At 64.1% G+C, this 22,648-nt stretch carries 13 protein-coding genes; 9 read left to right on the top strand and 4 right to left on the bottom strand.

Annotated elements, in window-relative coordinates; all coding sequences use genetic code 11:
- Positions 1-31 precede the first annotated feature (31 nt).
- Complete coding sequence (locus AC07RV_RS17520) at positions 32-265, top strand: hypothetical protein (RefSeq protein ID WP_492713741.1); 234 nt, start codon at positions 32-34, stop codon at positions 263-265.
- 94 nt (positions 266-359) lie between these two features.
- Here the strand turns inward: AC07RV_RS17520 and AC07RV_RS17515 are convergent, their stop codons facing one another.
- From AC07RV_RS17515 to AC07RV_RS17500, 4 genes are all read right to left on the bottom strand, one after another.
- Entirely contained in the window at positions 360-2,915 is a 2,556-nt protein-coding gene (locus tag AC07RV_RS17515; RefSeq protein ID WP_492713739.1) for a TonB-dependent siderophore receptor, read from the bottom strand.
- 85 nt (positions 2,916-3,000) lie between these two features.
- The gene (locus tag AC07RV_RS17510) at positions 3,001-4,017 is read right to left on the bottom strand and encodes a FecR domain-containing protein (protein ID WP_492713737.1); all 1,017 of its coding nucleotides are present in this window, start codon (positions 4,015-4,017) and stop codon (positions 3,001-3,003) included.
- Positions 4,014-4,523 carry a sigma-70 family RNA polymerase sigma factor gene (locus tag AC07RV_RS17505; protein WP_422098596.1) on the bottom strand — a complete coding sequence of 170 codons (510 nt, stop codon included), beginning with the start codon at positions 4,521-4,523 and terminating at the stop codon, positions 4,014-4,016. The genes AC07RV_RS17510 and AC07RV_RS17505 overlap by 4 nt, the downstream gene beginning before the upstream one ends.
- 206 nt (positions 4,524-4,729) lie before the next feature.
- Positions 4,730-6,184: an amidase gene (locus AC07RV_RS17500; RefSeq protein WP_492713735.1), complete on the bottom strand. Its 1,455-nt coding sequence runs from the start codon at positions 6,182-6,184 to the stop codon at positions 4,730-4,732.
- Between the two features lie 96 nt (positions 6,185-6,280).
- On the opposite strand from AC07RV_RS17500, the gene AC07RV_RS17495 reads away from it, so the two are divergent.
- From AC07RV_RS17495 to AC07RV_RS17460, 8 genes are all read left to right on the top strand, one after another.
- A complete protein-coding gene (locus tag AC07RV_RS17495) occupies positions 6,281-7,222 on the top strand; it encodes a LysR family transcriptional regulator (RefSeq protein WP_492713733.1) in 942 nt (313 codons plus the stop codon).
- A gap of 295 nt (positions 7,223-7,517) precedes the next feature.
- Complete coding sequence (locus AC07RV_RS17490) at positions 7,518-8,096, top strand: hypothetical protein (protein WP_492713731.1); 579 nt, start codon at positions 7,518-7,520, stop codon at positions 8,094-8,096.
- A gap of 613 nt (positions 8,097-8,709) precedes the next feature.
- Positions 8,710-9,279 (top strand): HNH endonuclease, encoded by a 570-nt coding sequence (locus AC07RV_RS17485; protein ID WP_492713729.1) that lies wholly within the window; start codon positions 8,710-8,712, stop codon positions 9,277-9,279.
- 1,563 nt (positions 9,280-10,842) lie between these two features.
- The gene (locus AC07RV_RS17480) at positions 10,843-11,652 is read left to right on the top strand and encodes a hypothetical protein (protein ID WP_492713727.1); all 810 of its coding nucleotides are present in this window, start codon (positions 10,843-10,845) and stop codon (positions 11,650-11,652) included.
- Positions 11,653-11,690: 38 nt separating this feature from the next.
- Positions 11,691-14,006, top strand: coding sequence for a DNA/RNA non-specific endonuclease (locus AC07RV_RS17475; RefSeq protein ID WP_492713725.1), 2,316 nt, complete (start codon positions 11,691-11,693; stop codon positions 14,004-14,006).
- A gap of 12 nt (positions 14,007-14,018) precedes the next feature.
- The gene (locus AC07RV_RS17470) at positions 14,019-15,191 is read left to right on the top strand and encodes a trypsin-like serine peptidase (RefSeq protein ID WP_492713723.1); all 1,173 of its coding nucleotides are present in this window, start codon (positions 14,019-14,021) and stop codon (positions 15,189-15,191) included.
- 4 nt (positions 15,192-15,195) lie between these two features.
- The gene (locus AC07RV_RS17465) at positions 15,196-17,346 is read left to right on the top strand and encodes a trypsin-like serine peptidase (RefSeq protein ID WP_492713721.1); all 2,151 of its coding nucleotides are present in this window, start codon (positions 15,196-15,198) and stop codon (positions 17,344-17,346) included.
- 5 nt (positions 17,347-17,351) lie between these two features.
- Positions 17,352-21,698 (top strand): DNA/RNA non-specific endonuclease, encoded by a 4,347-nt coding sequence (locus AC07RV_RS17460; protein WP_492713971.1) that lies wholly within the window; start codon positions 17,352-17,354, stop codon positions 21,696-21,698.
- Positions 21,699-22,648 lie beyond the last annotated feature (950 nt).

Here is a 22,648-nt window from a genome sequence, read left to right as displayed (position 1 = left end):
ACAGCGCCAGTGCTAAATCAAAAATTTCGCCATGAGCAACGCCGATCGCAACAACACACCCGCTCCTAAACTCGAACGCAAAATTTTGTCGGACTTGGCAGCGTCAAAACAGCCCCAGGACGCATATCAATTGGCGAGACATTTTGCCGCAGAACCGATGATGATCGGTCAGGCTCTGCACCGACTTGAGGAGGATGGGCGCATCTACTCTGCTGACCCGAAGGGCACTGCGAACGACTTGGCGCGTCTGTTCACGACACAATAAACATTGTTTGCCATCGAGATTGCCGCGGCTACTGCTCGCTCGTCTTAGAACCGGGTATTGGTGCGCGGGCGCATTGGGCACCCGATGGCACGCGCTACCAGCTGTACCCGGCGGTCACATAGACACTGCGACGCTCTCCGTAGTAGCAGCCGGTTGACGACAGGCAGGTCGCCACATAGGTCTTGTTCGCCAGGTTGGACACGTTCAGCGCCAGGCGCAGGCCCTTGAGAGACGGGCGCCAGCGCCCGAGGTCCCAGCGCAGGGCCGCATCCATGAGGGTCACACCGGGCACGCGGAATTGGTTCGCGGCATCGCCGTAGGTGGTGCTGATGCGGCGCACGCCCGCGCCCAGCGACAGCCCGGGCGCGATGTCCATCGGAAAGGCGTAGTCCAGCCACAGTGCCGCCTGGTGCTCGGGCACATAGGGGAAGCGCTTGCCCAGGGTGCTGGCGCCCGACGCGTTGGCGTTGGCGCGCGTGACCCGGCTGTCGGTGTAGGCATAGGAGGCGATCACATCCAGGCCGCGCGCCAGCGGTGCCTTGGCTTCCAGCTCGAGGCCGCGCACACGCACCTCGCCGGTCTGCTCGCTGAACGATCGGCTCAATGGATCCGGCGTCAACACATTGCGTTGCGTCAGCTCATAGACGGCTGCGGTCACCATGGCCTTGGATCCGGCCGGTTGGTACTTCAGGCCGGCCTCGATCTGCCGGCCCGTGGTGGGCTCGAAGGGGTTGCCCTGCCGGTCGGTGCCGGCGGCCGGCTGGAACGACGTGCTGTAGCTCAGGTAGGGCGCGAAGCCACTGTCGAAGTTGTACATGAGCGCGGCGCGCCCGGTGAACTTGTCGTCGTGCTGGTCGACGCGTGCAAGGCGCGCCGTCGCGGTCGTCAGCGTGCGGGTGTCGGTGTCGGCCTTGTCGTATCGGCCGGCCAGCACGAGGCTCCAGCGGTCCAGGTGGATCTGGTCCTGCAGGTAGAAGCCGGTCTGGCGACGCTTCTGGTCGATATGGGTCGCGACGCTGGGCACGCTGCCGGAATCGGTGCCGAAGACCGGGAGGTAGGCGTTGAAGGGCCGCGTGATGATGCGCAGGTTGGTCTCGTCGAACGCGGACTTCTCATTGGAGAAGTCCACGCCGGCGAGCAGCGTGTGCCGCAACGTGCCGGTGGCAAAGTCGGCCTGCAGCTGCGTGTCGGCGGTCAGCAGGCTGGCTTCCTCGGGAAAGGCCCAGGCGTAGCGCAGCAGCGAGGACGGGTTGCAGGCCGCCAGACAGACGGCCTGAATGCGTTGGGTGTACGCGTCGACCTTGCCGTAGCGCAGGTTCTGGCGCACGGTGAAGGTGTCGTTGAAGCGGTGTTCGAATTCATAGCCCACGAAGCGCTGCCGGTTGCTGAAGCGGTCGTAGCTCGGCTCGCCGACGAAGGTGCGCGTGGGCAAAGCAGCGTAGCGGCTGGTGTCGAGGGTGCCCGCGGCGGGCAGTGCCGGCGCGCCGCCGCCGCCGGGAGAGTCGAGCGACTGCCACTGGCCGAGCACCGTGAGACGCGTTGCGCTGGAAGGGCGGAAGGTCAGCGACGGGGCGAAGTAGGTCTTGCGCTCGGAAACATGGTCGTAGGACGTGTTGGCCTCCCGGTGCAGCGCGACCAGCCGGTAGCTCCAGATGCCATCGGCATCGATGGCACCGCCGAGATCGAGCGCCGCCTGGCGCCGGTCGTGGCTGCCGAACTGCAGCTCGACCTCGCGCACCGGCTCGAGGGTCGGGCGCTTGCTGACCATGTTCACCAGCCCGCCGGGCGTCGCCTGCCCGTAGAGCACCGACGACGGGCCCTTGACGACCTCGACGCGTTCCAGTCCCCACGGCTCGATGCGCGGCTGCGAGTAGCCGCGTGCGCCGAAAGGCAGGCGCAGGTTGTCGAGGTAGCGCGCGGGCGGCGTGAAGCCCCGCAAGGTGAGCCAGTCCAGGCGCAGGTCGGTGTTGCCGTATTGGGCGACGATGCCCGGCGTGTAGCGAAGGCTCTCGACCAGCGTGGTCGCGCCCTGCGCGTCCATCTGGTCGCGCGTCACGACGGACACGGACTGCGGCGTTTCCATCAGGGGCGTGTCGGTCTTGGTGCCCGAGACGCTGCGCCGCGCGATGAAGCCGGACACCGGGCCGGTGCCGGTCTCCCGGCTCGCTTGGGGCTCCACGACGATCGCCGGCAGCGACCCGGCCGAGGGCTGACCCGCTGCCGACGGGCTGGCGGGGCGCGATGCATCGCGCTGCAGGGAGTAAATGTTGTCGCCCGTGCGAGTCGCCCGCAAGCCGCTGCCCTGGAGGGCCTTTGCGAGCGCTTCCTGCAGGATGAAGCGTCCGCGCAGGCCGGGGCTGTCGAGCCCGGCGGTGAGGGATGCCTCGACCGACAGCAGGATGCCCGACTGGCTGGCGAGCTGCGTGAGAACTCCGGCCAGCGGACCGGGCGCGAGGGCGTAGTCGCGTGCAGCCTGCTCCGCGGGCGACTGGGCGAGCGCCGGGTTGGCATGCAGGACGACGACGGCGGCAGGCAGGATGGCGAGCGCCGTGCCCAGCGCACGCGCCGCGAGGGTGGTGCGACGCAGGCGCGAGCGGGGCGGTCGTGCGGCGCGCACGCCATGGAGGGAGGGAATCGAGAGGTCGCGCATGGAGGCTTTGAGCAAATGGAAGGGTTGGTACCTTCCTTGCCACGCGACGGTCGCAAAAGGGGAACCTGCGCCGCGAATCTTTTTTTCAGTGGCGGTTGTCGGGGCCCTGCGCGGGCTCGATGGTCACCCACCATGGCAGCACGCGGTTCACCCGTACCGGGAGGGTGGCTTGAAGCGCCGCGAGGATCCGGTCGGTGTCCGCCAGCGGATAGCTCCCCACGATCCGCAGGTCGCGAACGGCTGGGGCGCAGGCGAGGTGGCCGCGCCGGTGGCGGGCCAGCGCATCGATGAAGTCGCCCAGACGCATGTCGTTGGCGACAAGCTGGCCGCGCGTCCAGCTGTCGCTGCCCGCGTCCGCGGCCGCCGGTGCTTCGACGCGGTCGACGAACAGCCGGGTCTGTTCATTGGCGCTCAGCGTCAGCGACGGCCCGCCCCGGGCAGGCTGGACGCGCACCGCGCCTTCGAAGACCGTGACGAGTGCCGAGTCGGCGGCGTTGCCGTCGCCCTGCACGGTGAAGCGCGTGCCCAGCGCCGTGAGCCGTCCCTGGACGACCTCGACGACGAGCGGTCGATCCTCCCAGGCCGGGTCGTGGCCTGTCGACACCAGCACTTCGCCGGCATGCAGGAGGATGCGCCGATGGGTCGGCGTGAAGTCGACATCGACCGCTGACGCGGTGTTGAGCCAGAGTCGGCTGCCGTCCTCCAGCGCGATTTCACGGCGTTCGCCGGTCTGCGTGCGGTACGTTGCCGCCCATGCGCGCCAGGGCATTTCGCGTTCGAGCAGCCAGCCGGCCACGCCGGCAACGGGCAGCAAGGCCAGCACGCGCAGCGCGCTGCGTCGGCGGCGCGTGGCCGTGGCCCGCGTGTCTTCGAGGATCTGGCGCGCGGGGAGATGGCGCACGGACGAGAAGTCGCGGGACACGGCCTCGACCTGTTGCCACGCGGCACGCGCACCGCCATCCTTGCGCAGCCACGCTTCCCAGCGCAGCCGATCGCCCGCAGTGGCCGACTCGGACTGCAGCAGGGCAAACCAGGTCGCCGCCTGCTGCAGATGCTCGAACGTCGCTCGGGGCTGTTCCGAATGCGCCGAGACCGCCGTCATGGCTCCTGTGCAAGAACAAGGCACTGCAACATCGCCTGGGCCATGTATTTCTTGACCATCCGATCCGACACGCCCAGTTCGAGCGCGATCTCCGCGTAGGTCCGCCCGTCGATCTGCGACAACAGGAAGGCCTTGCGTGCCTTGTCGCTCAGCGTGTTCAGCATGGCGTCGATCCGGCACAGCATTTCCACCGCGATCATTCGCTCCTCGGGCGAGGGGGCGAGCAGCTCGGGCTGTGCGGCGACCGCTTCCGCCCAGGCGCGCTCCACGTCGGCGCGGCGCCAGTGGTTGACGATCACGCCGTGGGCGAGCGTGCGCAGGAATGCGCGTGGCTCGCGCACCTGCGCCAGCTCGCGCGAGGTGATGAGCCGTACGAAGGTGTCGTGCGCCAGGTCCGCGGCCTGGGAACTGCCGCTCAGCCTGCGCAGGAACCAGCCGAGCAGCCACCCATGGTGCTCGCGGTAGATGCTGTCGATCAGCGCGGGGGCTGGCAGGGGGGCGGACATGGGAGCACGAAGGCGTGACAAATAGGAATGGTTCTTATTCTAAAGAATTACATCCTCCGGCATGCCGATGCCGTCCTCGAAGGTTGAAAATCAACTAACGGCGTGGCGCGTTAGCGCATCGGGCTCGATCGCCGCCGCGCCAGTACCTCTTGCCGCCAATGAGGGGGGTCAAGCTGCCGTCGAGTCGGCAGCTCGCTCTAGGCTGCTCATGCTGCACCGGCCCACACCGCGGGTTGGCGCGCAGACCAAGGCATCGTCTGTTCCAGTTGCCCGGCCAGCCGCAGCAGCAGGTCTTCGCGCGCAAAACCCCCCATGAACTGGATCCCGATCGGCAGTCCGGTACCGGGATCGACGCACAGCGGCACCGACATGGCTGGCGTGCCTGCGACATTGGCTGGCGGCGTGAAGGGCGTATGGCGGAAGACCCGTGCGGTCCAGTCGAGGCCGCTCATGCGCTCGGCACCTTCGCTGTAGTTGCCGAGCGCACCCGGCATCCCGGGCAGCGTGGGGGTCATGAGCACGTCTATGTCGTCGAACCAAGCGCCCACCGCGCGCGATACGGTGTTGCGCACTTCGAAAGCCGCCGCGAAATCGACCGCGCGAGCCTCCTGGCCGTAACGGTAGTTGGCAAGCGTCGACGGCTCCAGGGTGCTCGCAGCGATCGGACGCCCCGTGGCGGCGGCGAGCCCGTCGATCCAGCGTACGAGCGTTGCGCACCAGATCTGCGCGTTGGCATGCACGAAGGCTTCCCACGAGACCCCCAGCACGGGCGCAACCTCCTCGACGCGATGGCCGAGCGATTGCAGATGGACGGCCACGTCGCGCGCGGCCTGCGCGATGGGAGCGGCCGTCTGCGCGCCGTTCCAGGGATGCAGCATGAGCCCGATGCGGAGCCTGCCGGGATCGCGCCCGACCTGAGACAGGAAGTCTTCGGCGGGCGCCGGCGTGTAGTACGGATCGCCGCGCGAATAGCCCTGCACCGCATCCATCAGCGCTGCGCTGTCACGCACGGAGCGACTCAGACCCAATTGCACGCCCAGACCGCCGAAGACTTCATCAAGCGCCGGCCCGTTCGAGGTGCGCCCGCGCGTCGGTTTGAGACCGAAGAGCCCGTTGTAGGCGGCGGGAACCCGGATCGAGCCGGCCGCATCGGTCGCGTGCGCGATGGGCACGATACCTGCGGCCACCGCCGCGCCCGACCCACCACTGGAGCCGCCCGCGCTCAACGTGAGGTTCCACGGATTGCGGGTGGCGCCTTGCTGCACCGACTCGGTTTCGGTGCTGAAGGCCATCTCGGGTGTGGTCGTGCGCCCGACCGTGACCAGACCGGCACGCCGGTAGTGGCGCATCAGCAGCGAATCGTCCGCGGCGACCAGCCCTTCGGCGAGCCGGCTGCCAAGTTCGCAGCGCCGTCCGGCCATCTGGATCGCAAGGTCCTTGATGAGAAACGGCACGCCTGCGAGCGGACCGTTCGTGGACGTCGCCGGGGCGAGGTCCGCCTCTTCGGGCGCCCACTGCTCGACGACGGCATTGATGGCGGGGTTGACCGCATCGGCCGCCTCGAGGGCCAGGGCGGCGAGTTCGACCGGCCGCACGTCGCCCTTGGTCACCAGGCGGGCCAGGTCGACGGCGTCGAGATTCGCGTATTCGCTCAAGTTCATGGTGTTCTTCCGTGGCAGTGAAGCACGGAAGATAAGCATGGGCGGCCGATCTGATTAGCCCATCACGGTGGCAAGAATTGGCCCATGGATGGAACAATGCGCACCGATGCCATTGAAGAGGTCACCGCCATGAGAAGAGATGTGAACGACACCCTCGTGTTCGTGCGGGTGGTGCAGGAGGGCAGCTTTACCGCGGCGGCACATGCGCTGCAGATACCGAAGACGACGGTCAGTCGACGGGTTCTCGAACTCGAGAAGCATGTCGGCGCGCAGTTACTGAGGCGCACCACGCGCAAGCTCAGCGTCACCGAGGCCGGTGCGATCTACTACGAACACTGTCGAGGCATCGCCGCGACGCTGGAGCACGCAGAGGGCGAGGTCCACAAGCTGCGCGACGGCCCGCGCGGCTGGCTCCGCTTGACGATGCCCTATTCATTCGGCGTCGACTGGATTGCTCCGCTGCTGCCGGGCTTTCGTGCGCGCTACCCCGACGTGAAGATCGAGATCGTGGCATCGCATGCAACGCTCGATCTGGTCGAGTCCGAGATCGACATCGCGCTGCGCCTGGGCGAACTGCCCGACTCCAGTCTCGTCGCTCGCCGGCTCGCGAGCTTTCCCTCGGGCGCTTTCGCGAGCCCGGCCTACGTCAAGCGCGCTGGCTTTCCCCAATCGCCCGAGCAACTGTGCGAGCACCGGACACTCACGTTGCATCAGGCGCGTCGTGACGTGGGGTATGTGTGGCCCATGCGCAAGGGCACGGGCAAGCCGCGCGGATTTCTCGTCCATCCCGCCATCGTCGCGAGCGATCCACTTTTCCTGCATCCCGCGCTGCTGCAGGGCGAAGGTATTTCCTTGGCGATGGAGATGAGCATGGCGGCCGATGTGAAGGCGCGCCGGCTCGTGCGCGTGCTTCCCGAGTGGTGGGGACCGCCGCAGGAGCTGAACGCCCTGTCGTCGCGCGCGCAGTTGCCGTCGCCGAAGGTGCAGGCGTTCATTGCTTACCTGAAAGAGCAGCTGCGCTTCCCTTTGGCCGATTAACTCGGAGCAGGCTTCGTTTGATCCACTATTGCGGCCGGGTCATTGGAAGGAGCATTGCGCGCGATGTACCGGACATGTCCGTCTCGCCGCCGGTGTCGCTGGGCCTGCGCTCGCTGAATCGCGTGACGGAGCCGGTGTGCACCCGCGAGAACAGGTAGGCGACAGCGCCTGGCGCGGGCGCTAGCTTTCGATCTGCCTTCGCTCAAGCGCAGCCGAGCGCCGCTCCTGGCCCAGCTCGGCTGTTCGCTGGCGACGATTGCCCTGTGCGAATTTGAAGCGATCGAATCCCGTTCCGTTGTGGCCAAGGACAACCCATGCAGAACCTCAGGCTGATCATTGGTCGCGTCGCGTTGCGCGCGAGGACCTGAAGCAGTTCATCCTGCGATCAACCCAGATCTTCGAAAGGCTCCATACGCAATACCAGCATCGCCAGCGATCTGAAACCGACCGCGAGACAAAGACCAAGGAAGGCAAGCGCTTGGAGCTTGTCAGGGTAGTGCTGGTGCCCGAAGCAGTCATCCGGCAAGCCAAAAGTGAAAAGATCGATGTCTTGATTGACTATTGCAACACGATCGCGCATACGATTCATGTTCTGACGGCCGATATCGGTGCCAACTCCCATTCGGACGGTGTGGGAGCTACCGGTGGACGATCGATACCAGCCTATGACTACACAGCGGCCAGGCGGGCCCGAGGTCTTCGCAGGAGGGTGATCGCGGGCATACAAGGCAAGTTCGTGCTGTCCGTGAGTCTCGGGCCGGTCGCCTTCGAGGCGGCGGAGAAAACCTCCATTGCCGAGGTCGAGCATTTCAAGTTGCGCGTGAACATTCGCATCGATCTGGCCAACCGGGTCATCGCCGACGTGAACCAGTGATCAACGCCATACCGAAGTCGATCCTCGAATCGGCCCAGCCAGCGCATCTTGACAATGTCACGTGCGCGGGTATCTTGCCCAAGCGGGGCGTCGCTTGTGCTTTTGAGTTTGTCGAGTCCAACGCCACGCCGCAGGCGGTGTCGTACCTGATGGGAATCACCAGTGCTCGGCCGGCCGGTGGCTCGGCAGGTGGATGTCTGGAAGGAAAGTCGCGAAGTAGGCTCGCAGGTGGAACTCGGGAGGCTCGGCACCAGCAAGCCATTGACAGTGAACGTGCGGGAGCGCAGGGGCGATTTTCTCGTCGAAGCGGCGCCTGTTCTGGAACAGCGGGGATGCAAGAATGAGACCTTTCTTCAAGGCGGTGCACGAGAAAAATGCTTGGCGCGGGGTGCCAAGGCACGCAGACCGTGCGAGCGCGGTAAATGGCGAGCTCGGGGCCGTCTGCCTGCTCGAGTGCTCGGGCCCGAGGGTCTCCGAACATCGCAAGCAGCACGCAAGGTACGGGAGCGTTCGGGCGGTTTTTGTCTGGTATCCATCGGACAGCTTGGCAGACGCTCGCCGCATCGATCGGTGCGATCCTCGAGGCCCTCGCCTCGAGGCCGCGCATGTGCCCGTGGCGTTGATCGAAGACTTTGAGACGCGCCGTAAAACCGAACGTGGCTTCAAGCGACAGTGCATCGGTCCGACGCAAGACGATATCGACCGATGGTTCCGGGAGTACGCCGTGGACCTCGCAACGGCGCTTGCCCCCGATCCAGCAGACGAACTCGGGGCCGAGGGCGAGGCGCCGCCGAATGTCGACGCAGGCCAGGCGGACTCAGATGCCAGTCGCCTGTACCCGGACGAATACTTCGAAGGCGAAGGGACACCGGTGCTGCTGAATGCCTACGAACGCGATCCGAATGCACGTGCCGCTTGCATTGCGCACTATGGCGCACGCTGTCAGGTCTGCGGCCTGGACTTCGCGACGCGCTACGGCTCGAGGGGCGAGGGGTTCATTCACGTGCACCATCTGGCGACCTTGGCCTCGGGAGAAGGGAGGACCCGCCAAGTCGATCCCGTTCGGGATCTGCGGCCAGTGTGTCCCAACTGTCACGTGATGCTCCATCGCGTCGATCCGCCGAGCACCATCGAAGAGCTCCGTGGCGTGCTGGCCCTGCAGGTCGCTCGGGCCCCGCGCTGAGGAAGGTCCCTGGGGCCTGACATTCGCGAGCATCTGGCGCGAAGGCGGTGGAGGTGAACGGAGCCCTTGATCCCGAGGACGCCTCAATCATGCGGCATCGCGGGATCTGGCCCGACTCCGCTCAGCCGGGCGTCGCTCTAAATTGACCGAACATCGGTTTTCTCGCTCGAGCTGACCACCCGTACGTGCCCATGGGCATGCCTCGATGCAGGGCCATGATGGCCATCGCTCTACGGCCGCGGCCGTGTGCAGGGTCTCGCCGAGAGCACCACACCGCGGTCGCCTTGTGCGGTTCCATCCAGCTGAACGGATGCGAAAGTCGCAGGCGTCGAGCGTCGGGGGAAAGTCTGGTCGATCGCGTCCTCCACGTCTTCGCGTAGCAGGGGGCGGCCCTTGCCCATCTTGCACGCGTTCACCACCAGGGATTCGCCGGATACGACTGCAAAAGATGATGTTGCAGGATCGCTCGCCCCGCGGTGCCAGACCTCTTTGAAGTCCGCATCCCGATGCGGGCTTTTCTGTACGCCAAGGGAGCATTGATAGGGAATCTCATTGATGAGGACGAGTTGCGTCTGCGTGCTCGGCCGTTCCTTGGGCACGATGAGGTGAACGTGCGTGCAGATTTTCTTTCCTGTCACACCGTTCGCGGGCCAGGGCGTGTAGCGACTGTCCGCCTACTCTTCGATATTGGAGATCCCATCACCAGAGGGACGTTCGGCGCATCTCATCCTCGCGTGCGGGCCGGATCTTCCTGTTCGCGGCGAGCATCCAGTTCTTCTTGTGACCGGCGATCTCATTGATAAGACCCGCATAGCGGTCTGGGTAGAGCCGTGCTTCGAAGTTCTCTACGCCAGGTGCCAGTCGTCGCGCGATGCTTTCGAAGGGAAGGGGCGCCCGGATTGATCGAGCTGACGGTGAGAGTGAGTGGTGGGAGCGCGCAGTGGTGACAGGGGCGGTCTTGTTGTGTCGCTGACAAGCAGGGCTAGGTCGCGCACGCAGAGATCCATCAGGCATGGGCGCGGACAGCATCGTCACCGGAGCCCCGTGTCGTGATCGGCGCCTATGCGTCCCTGAATATGCGTTGTTCGGACGATAAGGGCTTTTACCCGGAGGACGTGGGTCATTCGTGGGTGCATCTGGCGGTGACTGATCCTCTGCGCGAGGGATGAGCATTGGGCATCGTGGGAAATGTATGAATCGCCACATCAGGAGGGCCCGCTGCAGATGCGTCGAGCGCAGGAGACTACCGGAAACCGGAGCTGGAGGAATTCGCCGCGAGCGGACAAGAAAGCAGTCGAGAAAGTAGTCGCGAGCAATGGCCTGTTTTGTTGGGGGAGCGACGTGGACACCCTTTTATCTCCAGCTCATAGGGACTGGACAACGGCTGACGATTCCGTTCGGTGGGCTATTCCGCGCAGGGGCGCAATGTGGTGTATTGGTCGCCATCCCCGTGCCCATTTCTTTCCTAGCCCTTTTTCTTGCGCCCTGCATCACTCTTCTGAGGTATTGGAATCGTCGATTGCCGATCTAGACTTTCGGGACCAATATTGGGAGAAGGATCCCATGCGTCTGCTCACAAGGATCGCTGCAGTCGTGATCCTCTTCTGGCTGCCGTCCCTGACCTTTGCGGATCCCGCCCCGCAGGCCAATCCCATGGCCCTTGGAAATCCGGCCATCTACGAAAAGTCGGCTGCGGCACTGACGCAGCTGTTCGTGATCGCGGTGCTGCTGGAGAGCGCCTTCACGGTGCTTTTCACCTGGCGGGTGTTTCTCATCTATTTCAATCGTTCGGGCGTCAAGACGTTGGTGATGGTCTCGGCCTCGGTGGTCGTGGTGCACGTATTCGACGTCGACATCCTGGCCAGCCTCCTTGCGGTATACAAAGGCTCGTCTGTCGCCTCGGGCCCCTTGTCCAAGTTCATCACGGCTCTGATACTGGCGGGTGGCAGTGCAGGGGTGAACAACGTCATGAGGGCACTGGGCTACCGCAGCAAGGCCAGCGACCAGGCGCTCGGCGAACGGCCGCCGCGTGACAAGTCGTGGCTCGCGGTGCGTGTCCGGCGTGTCCGGGCCGTCGGTGCGGTGCAGGTCACAGTTCTGCCGCTGGGCTCGCTCAGCGCATTTGCAGGCGCTGGACACCCCGCTCCGGCACCGATTGCGGGAACGATTGCATTTGCGCGCAACTCGGTGAGCGACCTCATGCTTCGTCGCGTGGATCGCTTTCCGCAAAGCGGTGGCCATGAGCTGCAGCCCGACACCGTCTATCAGGTCGCGGTGGTGGGCGTCGATGCGCAGGGGCAGGAGATCACGACGTCCCTGCGCCCCATGGTTTTTGCGCCGGGTGCCATCGTCGACATTTCAATCGATCTCTGACGCTACTGGCGGAAAGCCGCCGAAAGGAGTGTGCGGCCATGACCGAGAAGATGAGTGATTCCGACCGCCTTGCCAGCTACACGCGCATGATTGCAAGGAAGCGTGGAGGCCTCGAGGGGCTGAACGGGGCGATCGAAAGAATCGCTGTCTACCGCAGCGAGCGTGCCGGCCTCGAGGCCGTCGGTGCACGGGAACTATTGGACGATGGCATCTTTACGGCGGCTCGTTCGGCGATCGAGGACATCGAGCGCAGGCGATCGCTGGCGCCGGCGCAGATCGATGCGCTCGAGGCGATCATTGACGCCGACCTGCGCCCCGCCATCGATATCGAAGAGGGGACGTTCACGAGTTCGCATCCTCTATGGGCCCATTTATCGAGCGATGCGGAAATTCGCGGCCGCATTGAGGCGGCGTTGCAGTCCATCGGCCGTATTGAGCTGCCGGGCCATCCGCGTTTGCCGTACGGCGGCACGGGGTTCATCGTGGGGGAAGGCCTCGTGATGACGAATCGGCACGTGGCGGAGATCTTCGCGACGGGCGTCGGTACCGGCAAGCATCTGGGCTTCAGGCCGGGCGCGCGTGCCGGCATCGACTTCTTGAGAGAGCGCAGCAACGCGGCGGGCACCGTTTTCCGGGTTCGAGACGTCCTCATGGTGCATCCCTACTGGGACATGGCACTGCTGGCCGTCGACGGGCTGTCGGCCCGGGGAGGGCTGGCCTTGTCACTTGAGGACGCGCGCGACCTTGATGGACACGATATCGCCGTGATCGGCTATCCCGCCTTCGACCCGCGGAACGATGCAGCGGACATGCAGCAGGTGTACAGCGGGCGATTCGGCATCAAGCGCCTGCAGCCGGGTGAGTTGCACGGCGGCGTGAAGACCGGAAGCTTCGGAAAGTCTGTGAACGCTGCGACGCACGACAGCTCCACGCTGGGTGGTTGTTCGGGCGCGGCTGTGCTTGATCTCGCGACGGGAACGGTCTTGGCGCTGCACTTTGGCGGTCGCTACAAGGAGCGCAACTACGCGGTTCCGTCCTTAGAGCTTTCGAAGGATGCGCGGGTGACGCAGGCGGGCGTGACCTTCGCGGGTACGCCATCGACCGGCGTCCATGACTGGGCCGCTTGGTGGGTGCGCGCGGATGCGGGCGAAAGCGTGAGCGGGGCAAACGGGGACGCTGGTACGAATTCGCGCGGCGCCGACAGTGACGGCGATGCGCGACGCGATTCATCCGCCGGCTTCAGCGCGCCGGGCGCCGGGATAGGGGCGGGGGCGGGGACCTTGCGCGTGGAGATCCCGATCATCGTCACCGTGATGGTGGGGGAGACGCGGTCGGTAGACGTCGTGCGCGGCGAACCGGCCTCCACCGGGGCAGCGGTCGCGACAGTGCGCGATGCCGAGTCGATGGAAGCCATGGTTGAACCGTACCGCGACACGCGCTACGCCAATCGCGCCGGCTATGACGAAAATTTCCTCGATCCGGATGGCTCCAGAAACGGGACTCTTCGTGTTCCGATGCCCACCGCGGCCGACCCTCGCGTCCTTGCACCGACCCGCATGGGCGAAGACATCCTGCAATATCAGAACTTCTCCATCCGGATGCACGCCAAGCGGCGCTTGGCGTTGGTGACGGGTTCCAACGTGACGATGGAGCCGAAGCTGCGGAGGCCCGAGGGCGGAAAGCTCTATACGCGTGCCGGACTCTCGGGCCTGGGGAAGAATGACGTCGAGAAGTGGTTCATCGACCCACGCATGGAAGAGAAGTACCAGATTCCCGACGTGTTCCTTACCAAGGACCGCAAGGCCTTCGACAAGGGGCATATCGTGCGCAGAGACGACGTGGCCTGGGGCAAGACCTACGCGGCGCTGCGGCGCGCGAATGGGGATTCCTACCATGTGACCAACTGCTCGCCGCAGGTCTCCGGCTACAACCAGTCGGCCAAGGGCGAAGCTAATTGGGGCGACTTGGAAAACCAGATCCTATCGGAGGCGGAGAGTGAACGCCTTTGCCTCTTCGCGGGTCCCGTGCTCGATCCGAATGACCGCGTCTTTCATGGCGTGGGTGATGCGGGCGTCGCGCTGCGCTCTCGGATTCCGGCGCGTTTCTGGAAGGTGGTCGTCTCTAGGATGGACGGCCAGTTGGCGGCGTTCGGTTTTGTCTTGGAACAGGACCTCGACGAGGTCGAATTCGAGTACGTGCCCACAGTCGAGTTTATCCCGTCGATGAAGCCGATCGCCGAGATCGCAGTAATGACGGGTGTGCGCTTCGACAAACGGATCGTCGATGCGGATCAGTTTGACGCGATCTTCGGCATCGAGCTTGTGTACCGCACAGGCATTACGCGATCCTCGTAGGCAGCGGGCGTGATGGCTGGCGAAGAAGTTGATCAGCGCCTCGATGCGTCCATGGCGCGGTTGCGCTGGTGGTTCGCACGAGGGTCGGAAGGCACGACCCTCGGTGCGCTCGAGGGTGCGAGCTCCGAGCGGCGCGGCGCACCTGACGACCGGGATCGCCGGGCCATCGCGCTTCAACTGCGTGCGGCGCGCGGCGCTTCGCCACCGCCCGTGGCGGTGCTCACGCCCGTGCGAGGAGCGCCGGACGAGGTCGACATGCTCGCTGCATCGCTCGTGCAGCGCGCCGCGCAACTCTTGGCGCGGCTGGGTGATGGAGCGTCGACCAGCAGCGCCAGCGATGAAGAGCTCACCGCTTTCGAGGCCGTTGTTCGCACCCGCGGCCGACCCGCCTTGCGGGTGGAAAACAACATCGAAGCGATCGATGATCGAAAGCATCCGGAATCCGGGCTTTGGCGCACTTTTCTCAACATGCACGAAGCACGGGTGTTGAAGGCAGCATCGGCCACGGGGGCGATCATGGCGCGCGACCGGTCGTCGAACGAACCCGCCCAAGTGAGGGGCACAGCTTGGTTGGTCGGGCCGGACCAGGTGTTGACCAATCGCCATGTGCTGTTTCCGCCTTCGGGAATGCTGCTGGCGAGCCGACGCTCCGATGAGCCCACGCGAGCACGGATACGCACGAACATCGAGGTGGTGATCGATTTTGCCTATGACAACGGCCTATCCCGAAAAATGATCTACGAGATCGAAGACATACCTTTCGTTGCGCAGGAGGCCGATCCCTTGGACGTCGCGGTATTGCGCGTGCGCGCCGCGGCAATCGACGAGTCGCCGCCCGTGCCACTGGCCATTTCTAGTGACGCCGCCCCACCGCAATACGTCTATGTCCTGGGTCATCCTGGTCCGGTGCCCAAAGTTCCCGAGGACATCATGGCTGTTTTTGGATCGCCCGACGGGCGCAAGCGCGTGAGCGTCGGCAGGGTGTTGGAGATCGTCGACGCGACCGACGGCGTGTTGTGGCACGACGCCTCGACCGTCGGTGGCTACTCGGGAGGATGCGTCCTCGAGTTCGGAAAGACCGGGGTCGCGGCGCTGCACTACCACGGCCACCCGGTGCATGGAAATCGTGCGTTCAAGGCGGCTGCACTGCATGCGCATCCGGCTTCGCGCCTTTGGAGGGAATAGCCCGATGGAGATCGAACCCGCACTAAGACCGCATCTTGCGCAACTCGTGGCCGAACACGTACGGCCCGCCTTGTTGGCCGAGGTCATCGCGGATCAGCAGGTTGTTCCCAATCCCCAGGAATTGATCAAGCTGGACTTGAATGATCCCGCATTGGCGCAGGCGTTAGTTGAAACGTATGCGCGCAGCGGGCGCCTTGAACAGCTCATGCACGCGCTGGTTCAGCGCGATCCAAAAAACTCGAAGCTTGAGCAGGGCGTGAACCATTTCAGACTGGAATCCTTGGCAAGGACGCCACTGACGAACCCAGAGGATTGGAACAAGCAGGCCGCGATCGTCAAACGCGCGAACACGCTTCGATCGCCCGATCTGCGGGACTTCTTGCGAAACATCGAGGGCTGGATCTGCGTGGTGGGTGTCGAGTTGAAGGATGGAGGGGGGCGAAAAGTGAGCAAGGGTACGGGCTTTCTCGTCGGGCCGGACCTTGTACTAACTGCTCGCCATGTCCTGAAGGGGCACATCGTTGATGGCCAGGCGAATCGGCAGGAGACGGGTCAGCGCTGTGTTTTCTTTGACCACCTGGACGGCAATCCCATCGGTGATCCTCTGGACGAAGCGCTCCCATCGAACGTGCGCCGCGTGGACTTTCATCCTTCGGATTGGCTAGTGACGTTCTCGGACGAATTGCCAAAGGATGGCCTCTTCGATCCGTCGGGTGCAAACGAAATCGATGAGGCGAAGAAGCGTCTCGACTTTGTTCTCATCAGGCTTGCGGTGCCCGTGGGCAAGCAATCACGCTACGCTGGTGGCGGCACTCGCCGCGGGTGGCTCGATCTGTGGCCGGTAGACGACCGTGAACTATTGCCCGCTGTCGCGAGGCGACTGGCAACGGATGATCGCATCATCATCCCCCAGCATCCGTACGGGCAACCGCAGCAGATCGATTTCGGGCGCTATGTGCGTGTGGATGCGTCTGAGTCCCGCATTCGATACGACACCGAAACCGAAGAGGGAACGTCCGGCGCTCCCTGCTTCAACCACCAATTCAATCTGGTCGGCGTCCACAATGCGCGCTATGCGGGGCCTGGCAGTCCGTTGAACCAGGCGATCCGTTTCGACCACATTCACCGATGCTTGGAGCATGCGGTGTTCGACGCACCGCGCGCGGCTTCACGCTTGTGGAGCGTGTCTGGAGACAATGAAAAGCCAAAGGTGATTCTCGGTCGCGAGCCGTTCCTCCAATGGATTGCGCAGGCTGCCAGCGACGAGCCGGGCGGACTCGTCCAGCGAGCCTTTGTCGTCGAAGGTCTGCGCCCGAAGAGCGGCAAGACGTTTTCCTCCAGCATCCTGCGTGCGGCTCGCCGCGGCATGGTGGAACCGCTCGTTGTTTTCAACAAGGCAGAGAACCCGCTTCCCAACAGCGCCGCAGATATGCTCCTCGTCATTGCGAACCAGTTGCGCATTGGCGGGGCCGCACTCGAACGTCTGCCCCCACGCCCTTCGGATCGGCTGCCGCAGGATGGCGATGGCGACAAGCTCGCGCTTTGGTCCTCAAGGGAACTGCCGAAGTGGTTCGCCGAGGCGCTGGGGGCAACCCGCGTTCACTCGATAGATGCGGTGGAGGAGGCCAAGAAAGTTGTCGATCTTTTACGGTCGCGCGGATTCGAACCCAGCCGATCGGATCTCGAACTGGCCGCGTCCGCCGCGCCGAGGGTCGAGCAACGCTTTCTCTGGAGCAAGGTATGGATCGTGCTGGACGATGTCAGTGAGGAGAGCGTGACTTCGGAAGTGCGGGAGCTGATTGCACGTCTCTTGGGCGTGGGTGCGGAGGAGGGAACCATCGCCAGCGAACTGCGCCGGCTGCGTTGGGTGTTCTTGGGATGGCGGCCTGGCTTCCTGGACGGTTTGTTGGAGCCCGAACGGCTCGATCAGTGTCAAGTCGGCAGGGACGAGGTCGAGCAATGCGTATCTGCGCTGGTCGACAGCCTGGATCTGGGCAGCGGCGCAGAGGTGTCAGTCCAAAATGCGATGAAGCTGGTCAACTTCACAACAGAAAGTTCGAAGGCATGTGCGGAGCCGTCAACGCGTCTTGAGGCGCTGCAGGAAATCGTCGGGTATCTCAAAACGCACTTCGAGAAGCCGGGAGAGCAAAGGTGACCGCCATGGAAAACGTCGGCAATCACTCTGCAGAGGACATCGAAGCGCGGCTTCGCGCCGTCTTGGCGGAAGTTGGCACACGTGTCGACGACCGCTTGATTGGCCTGTTGAGGACGATGGTTACGAGGCCTGCGAAGCCTGCGCCCGAAGGAAGCATCGACCTGCCTCTCTCCGATGGCACGATCCGTGCGGCCATCTCCCATTCTTTCGCGCTGGCGCCGCTTGGTTTGTCGCTCGATGTGAAGATTTCACGCGTCGGCTCTGGCGATGCACCCATCATTCCAGACAGCGCATCCGAGCAGAGTGCCTTGCTCGCCCACTCAACCGTGGTGGTGGTGGGCGGTCAACGGCGTCTGATGTTGACCAACAGGGCGCGGGCCAGCGTCATCAACGCAGCCGTCGGGATGTCTCGATTCCAGGAAATCTTGGCGCAAGAATCGAGGCAAGACGTCGAGAAATTCGACCAAATCAGTCTTGACGATGTGCGTCTGCCCTCGGCGTGGTTGCGCAGTTTTCTGACGGGAACCCAGGGGAGGTTGCAGAACGCTCCTGCGCGTGAGGTGCGCGCAGCTGTGGAGGCGCTCGAGTGTTTGCAGGAGGTGCCCTACCAGGGGCCAACGCTTGTTGCCGCACGTCGGCTACGGGATTTTGCAGAGTTGCTGGAGCCCTTGCGCATCCTCATCGGCCAGCGCGGCGGCTGGGAAGGTGCGCCGCTGAAGGACCGCTTTGTCGGCCGGGAAGACGAACTGCAACAGCTGCGCAGCTTTGTGGATGAGCTCGCATCAAAGTCGACTTATGAATCGGTGAGTCGGTTCGTCCACCGCAACGTGCGCCGGGCCGCTTCGTTCGTGGGGTTGCGCGACGAGTCGGTGTTTTTCATCGAGGCACGCGGGGGACTGGGGAAGTCGACGCTGATCGCGAAGTTCACGCTGGACCATGCGCTGTCACAGGAGCGGCCCTTTCCGTTTGCCTATCTGGATTTTGATCGTGGCGCGCTGCAGGCAAGAAATCCGATGGCCTTGCTAGCCGAGGTCGCGCGCCAAGTGTCGCTGCAGTCCTCCGATTGGCAAGAGGTCTTGACGGATTTTCGAGCCAACCTGCGCGACGAGATGTCCAGCACATCGCCCAACATGAAGGTCGACCCCTTTCAGGACTTCCGGGGCATCGTCCGGACACAGATCACTCGGGGCAGCCGGCCGTTCGTGCTGGTGCTGGATACCATGGAAGTGGTGCAATACGATCCCTTGTCGATCGAGGGGATCGTCGAGTTCGTGGGACGTTTGGCCGGTGGTGAACACGAGCAGGTATTCGAGGAACTGAAGATCGTGGCATCGGGTCGAGCTGACATTCCGGAGCTGAGAACGAGCGAAGGGGACCGCTCCGAACGTCGACACCTGAGGCTCGCGCCGCTGCTGCACAAGGATGCCAGGCTGATGGTGCAAAAGCTGGGGCAGTGGCTCATGCCCGACAGTTGGCACGAGACATGGGGGCGGGAGATCGCGGGGCGCATGAACGATCCGCCCGAGCGGCGCGAACCGTTGGCGCTGCGCGTCGCGGTTGAACTCCTGCGCGAGACGCCACCGGAAAAGCGTGCGGAATTGGCGCACGAGATCGGCCGCAGTGGCGAAGCCGCGAACGAATACTTCGTGGGGCGGCTCTACGAGCGGCGTATCCTGAGTCATATCCGCGACGAGGACGTGCGCCGCCTCGCATGGCCAGGGCTGATTTTCCGGCGTGTCACGCCAGCACTCATTCAAGACCCACTAGCCGCTTTGTGCAACGTCGATCCCGCATGCGCTGAGCAGCTGTTCCGGGCGTTGTCCAGCGAGGTGTGGATGGTGGAAGCCGCGGGTGCGAACGTGGTTCGCCACCGGCCTGATCTGCGCGCACGCACCCTGCCCATGATGCGGCGTCACACCGTGCCCGGAGTACCGAGCTTCGAGCAAGTGAACCTGGCGGCGATCCAATATTACGAGAAGCTGCATCGGCGAACTGGCGACTGGGCTTTCTATGCGGAATGGATCTACCACCGGCTGCTGGCCGGTGAGGATTGTTCGCGGATCGACCGCGATTGGCAACCCGAGCTGACCGAGCATTTGCTCGGCGCCGCGGACGATCTCGAGCGCGACAGCGAGCAGCGCAGCTACTTGATGAGTCGCACGGCGACGGGGTTGTTGGCGCCAACGTTGCTGCAGCAGCTTCCGCCGCCGCTTGCCTTTGACCACATCGCTCGCACGGGCCAGCAACTGGGAAGCTTCAACGAGTCGCGGATCCAGCCGATCGTGGTGGATCTGGCGTCGCGCACGAGCATGTCGGATGACGCCAGATACCGGCATCCGGCTATGGGCGTCTTGATGATCAAGTCGGGGCGATGGTCCGACCGGATGACGTTCGACAGGGGTTCTGGGGATGCTGAATGGGAGGCGCACGCGGCATTTGCGGCGCGTTTCAAGCGCGCGCGCGCCGAAGGCCTCAGCGGATTCCTCCCCGAGAGCCTCTTCGTCGGTGCTCGCCGAGACCTGGACCCAGCGACCATTCCTGTGCTCATGGACTGGCGGGGTGTCAAGGATGCGCCTTTGCGGGCCTGGATTCAGGACTTGGCCTATGCCCGGCTGGTGAACCACGATGCTGTGCAAAGCGTTGAGGAGATGGTGGTCCAGTTGCTCGAAGATGCGCCGATTTGTTCCTCGCCGTCCGACATTGCAGCGCTGCGCACGGCCGTGGTCTTCGGGCGCGATTGCAGCCGCGCGGCTGCGCAGCTTTGGCTGCGCAGCCATCGCGAAGGGGCGTGGCGGCGATCAGCCCCCAGCCTTTCCGCGGCCGAGTTGCGCGCCCTGCTCGGGGCTCACCCGAAATCCAATGAACGCGCTTTTGCAACGCTCTCGCCGCTGCTGAGGGATGTGGACATCTCCTGGCTCGATTTCATTGGCTTGCTCGAGACTTCCTCAAGGCCGATAAGAGTCGAACATCCGTCGCTGGCGAACCTGCTCGAGGAAACCCTGGAGCGGTTGATCGCCAATCCGAGCGACGCTGCGCTACAGAGCTTGCGCAAGTTCTTCGCCGCGCGGGACGAAGATTGGATTGTTCCCATCGGCTATGCGCTGGCACGCATGCAGGCCAGTACGGGAAAGAAGCCATCGCCGGTGACCGAGCGACTCGCGGCCTACGTAAGCTTTGCCCCTCGCCCGGGTCTCTTCGCGCGCCGGAAGTCGCAGCTGCTTCAGGCACCAAGAGATTTGCTGCAAGTGCTGCGTTTGGCCGACGAGGCATCCGACCTTGGGCCGGTGGTCCATTTGCTCGCGGAGCGCAGCAGTGACCTGCGTGACGCTGCCGACCTCAGCATCCTGCTTGCCCGTTACGTCGCCTGGCGTCAGTGCATTAACCGGATCTTGGTCGGCGCACCGCTCCAGCGTGTCGTCAATGGCTCGTCGAGCGATGCGATCGAGGAAACGGCAGAAAGCTTCATATCGGAAGCGGTCGTCTCCGACTATCTGGATCGCCGGGGCTACGATCCCGGTTTCCTCGGTGGCGATGGGTATGTGGTGAAGTTTCCGACCATCGTGCACCACACCGAGGACGTGCTCCAGTTTCCGGGGCTTGACGACCTGACGAGCGAACTGCGCTACGAGCATTTTTCGGTCGTGATGAGCCGCAGCCGCCGCATGTGTATCTTCAGCGCCGTCAACGTGGATGGGGCGCAGTCGCGTAAGACATCGCGCGTCGACTGGAAATGGGATCCGCGCATACCTCGGCAGCTGCAAATCATGGGTGAATGCTATGGAGATCCTCCGCGTTTCAGTCGGGGGCACATGACGCGCCGCGAGGACCCAGCCTGGGGTGACGCAGCATCGGCTCGACGTGGAAATGCGGACTCGATGCACGTAACGAACGCGACACCGCAGATGCAAGCCTTCAATTCGCCTATCTGGCTGGCGCTGGAGGACTACGCATTGCGAAACGCGCGCGAGGATGGAATGAAGATTTCCGTCTTCACCGGTCCGTATTTCTCGCACGAGGACCCGGAGCAGTATGGTGTACGCATCCCGCTGGCATTCTGGAAGGTGATCGCTTTCATCCACGATGAGACTGGCGAGCTCTGCGCCACAGGCTACGAGATGGATCAGACGGACACCCTAGTTGCGCACGGCGACGACGAGTTCGTGTACGGCGCTTTCCATTCGCCTCACCTGGGACAAGTGGTGCAGGTACCCATTAAGGCGATCGAACTGCGCAGCGGCGTGAGCTTCGGAGAGCTGTCGCAGGTCGACCCTCTGGACGATGATCGGGAGGCTGTGATCCTGAAGAGACCTGTCGCGTTGTCCGCGATGAATGAAATCAGGTTCGTCCAGTAAGGTTGGTCGCTCTGCGACCGAAAAGTCCATGGCAAGTGAGGACCCTCGCGCGGACTGGCCTGTGGTTGGAGCGCTCCGCGCCGGCCGAACTCATGGGGCAGACGGCGTGCTACCTCTGTTTGAATGCGAGAGCGCTTGCTGGTTTGGCGACATGTCCGCCAGCTGTGACCTGGGCCACGGGCCCCTCGGAGGCGCAGGCGCTCGTGGCGAAGGCGCGCACACGCGACGAATGCGAGGAAGCATGTTCATGCGTTCATGCTAAGTCGGGCCGTCTGACATGGAGCTCTTCAGTTGTGGCGCATGTTGGCGTGGGCGCGGACATTCCCGTAGTCTGATTCTCGCGGACAGTGCGAATCAACCGCTGGCCGAGTCTAGAGATGATGCAGGCGATCCTCTGCACCTCATCGACCCCGAGACGCGCGATCCGCCGTGAATTCGTTTGTTCCTGGACGGCCGGCCCATCTGCCCGTCTGCTCGCTTGTCGGCCCGTACGCTACCCGCGCGAGGCCGCTGGGCCTGACGTCACGGGCGGCCTCTACGCTGAGGGGGGCGCTTCGGGTCGAGAACGACGGTTGCGCGATGACGATGCCTGAGAACGTTTTTGGAGTGGGCCTGTCCGTGGCCGCAGAGCAGGGCTGCCGTTGCCTTTGCTTGAGCCTGCTCGGGCCGAGCGATCTGCCTGATTGCCGAGCGCATCGCACCGGAAAAAGTCCGCTTTTGCGATCTGCGGTGGCCGGTGCCCGATGCATCTGGCGCAGTTGCAGTGTGATGTCGTGGGGAAGGCGACACCGCGAAGCATTCCCCTGCATCCTCGATAAGGAAAGACGGCGGGACGAAAGAGATCAGCGGCGAATCGCGCTTGCGGCCCAAGCTGCGCCTGAGGCGGTCTGTTGTTGTCAAGAATTCATCAGTGGTAGCTTTGGGTCATCCACAGGAGTGCGCCAGAGATC

This window comes from Variovorax sp. GW821-FHT09B01 (assembly GCF_059418345.1).
Note: the sequence above shows the minus strand (reverse complement) of the source record. Positions and strands in the feature narration are given on the sequence as shown.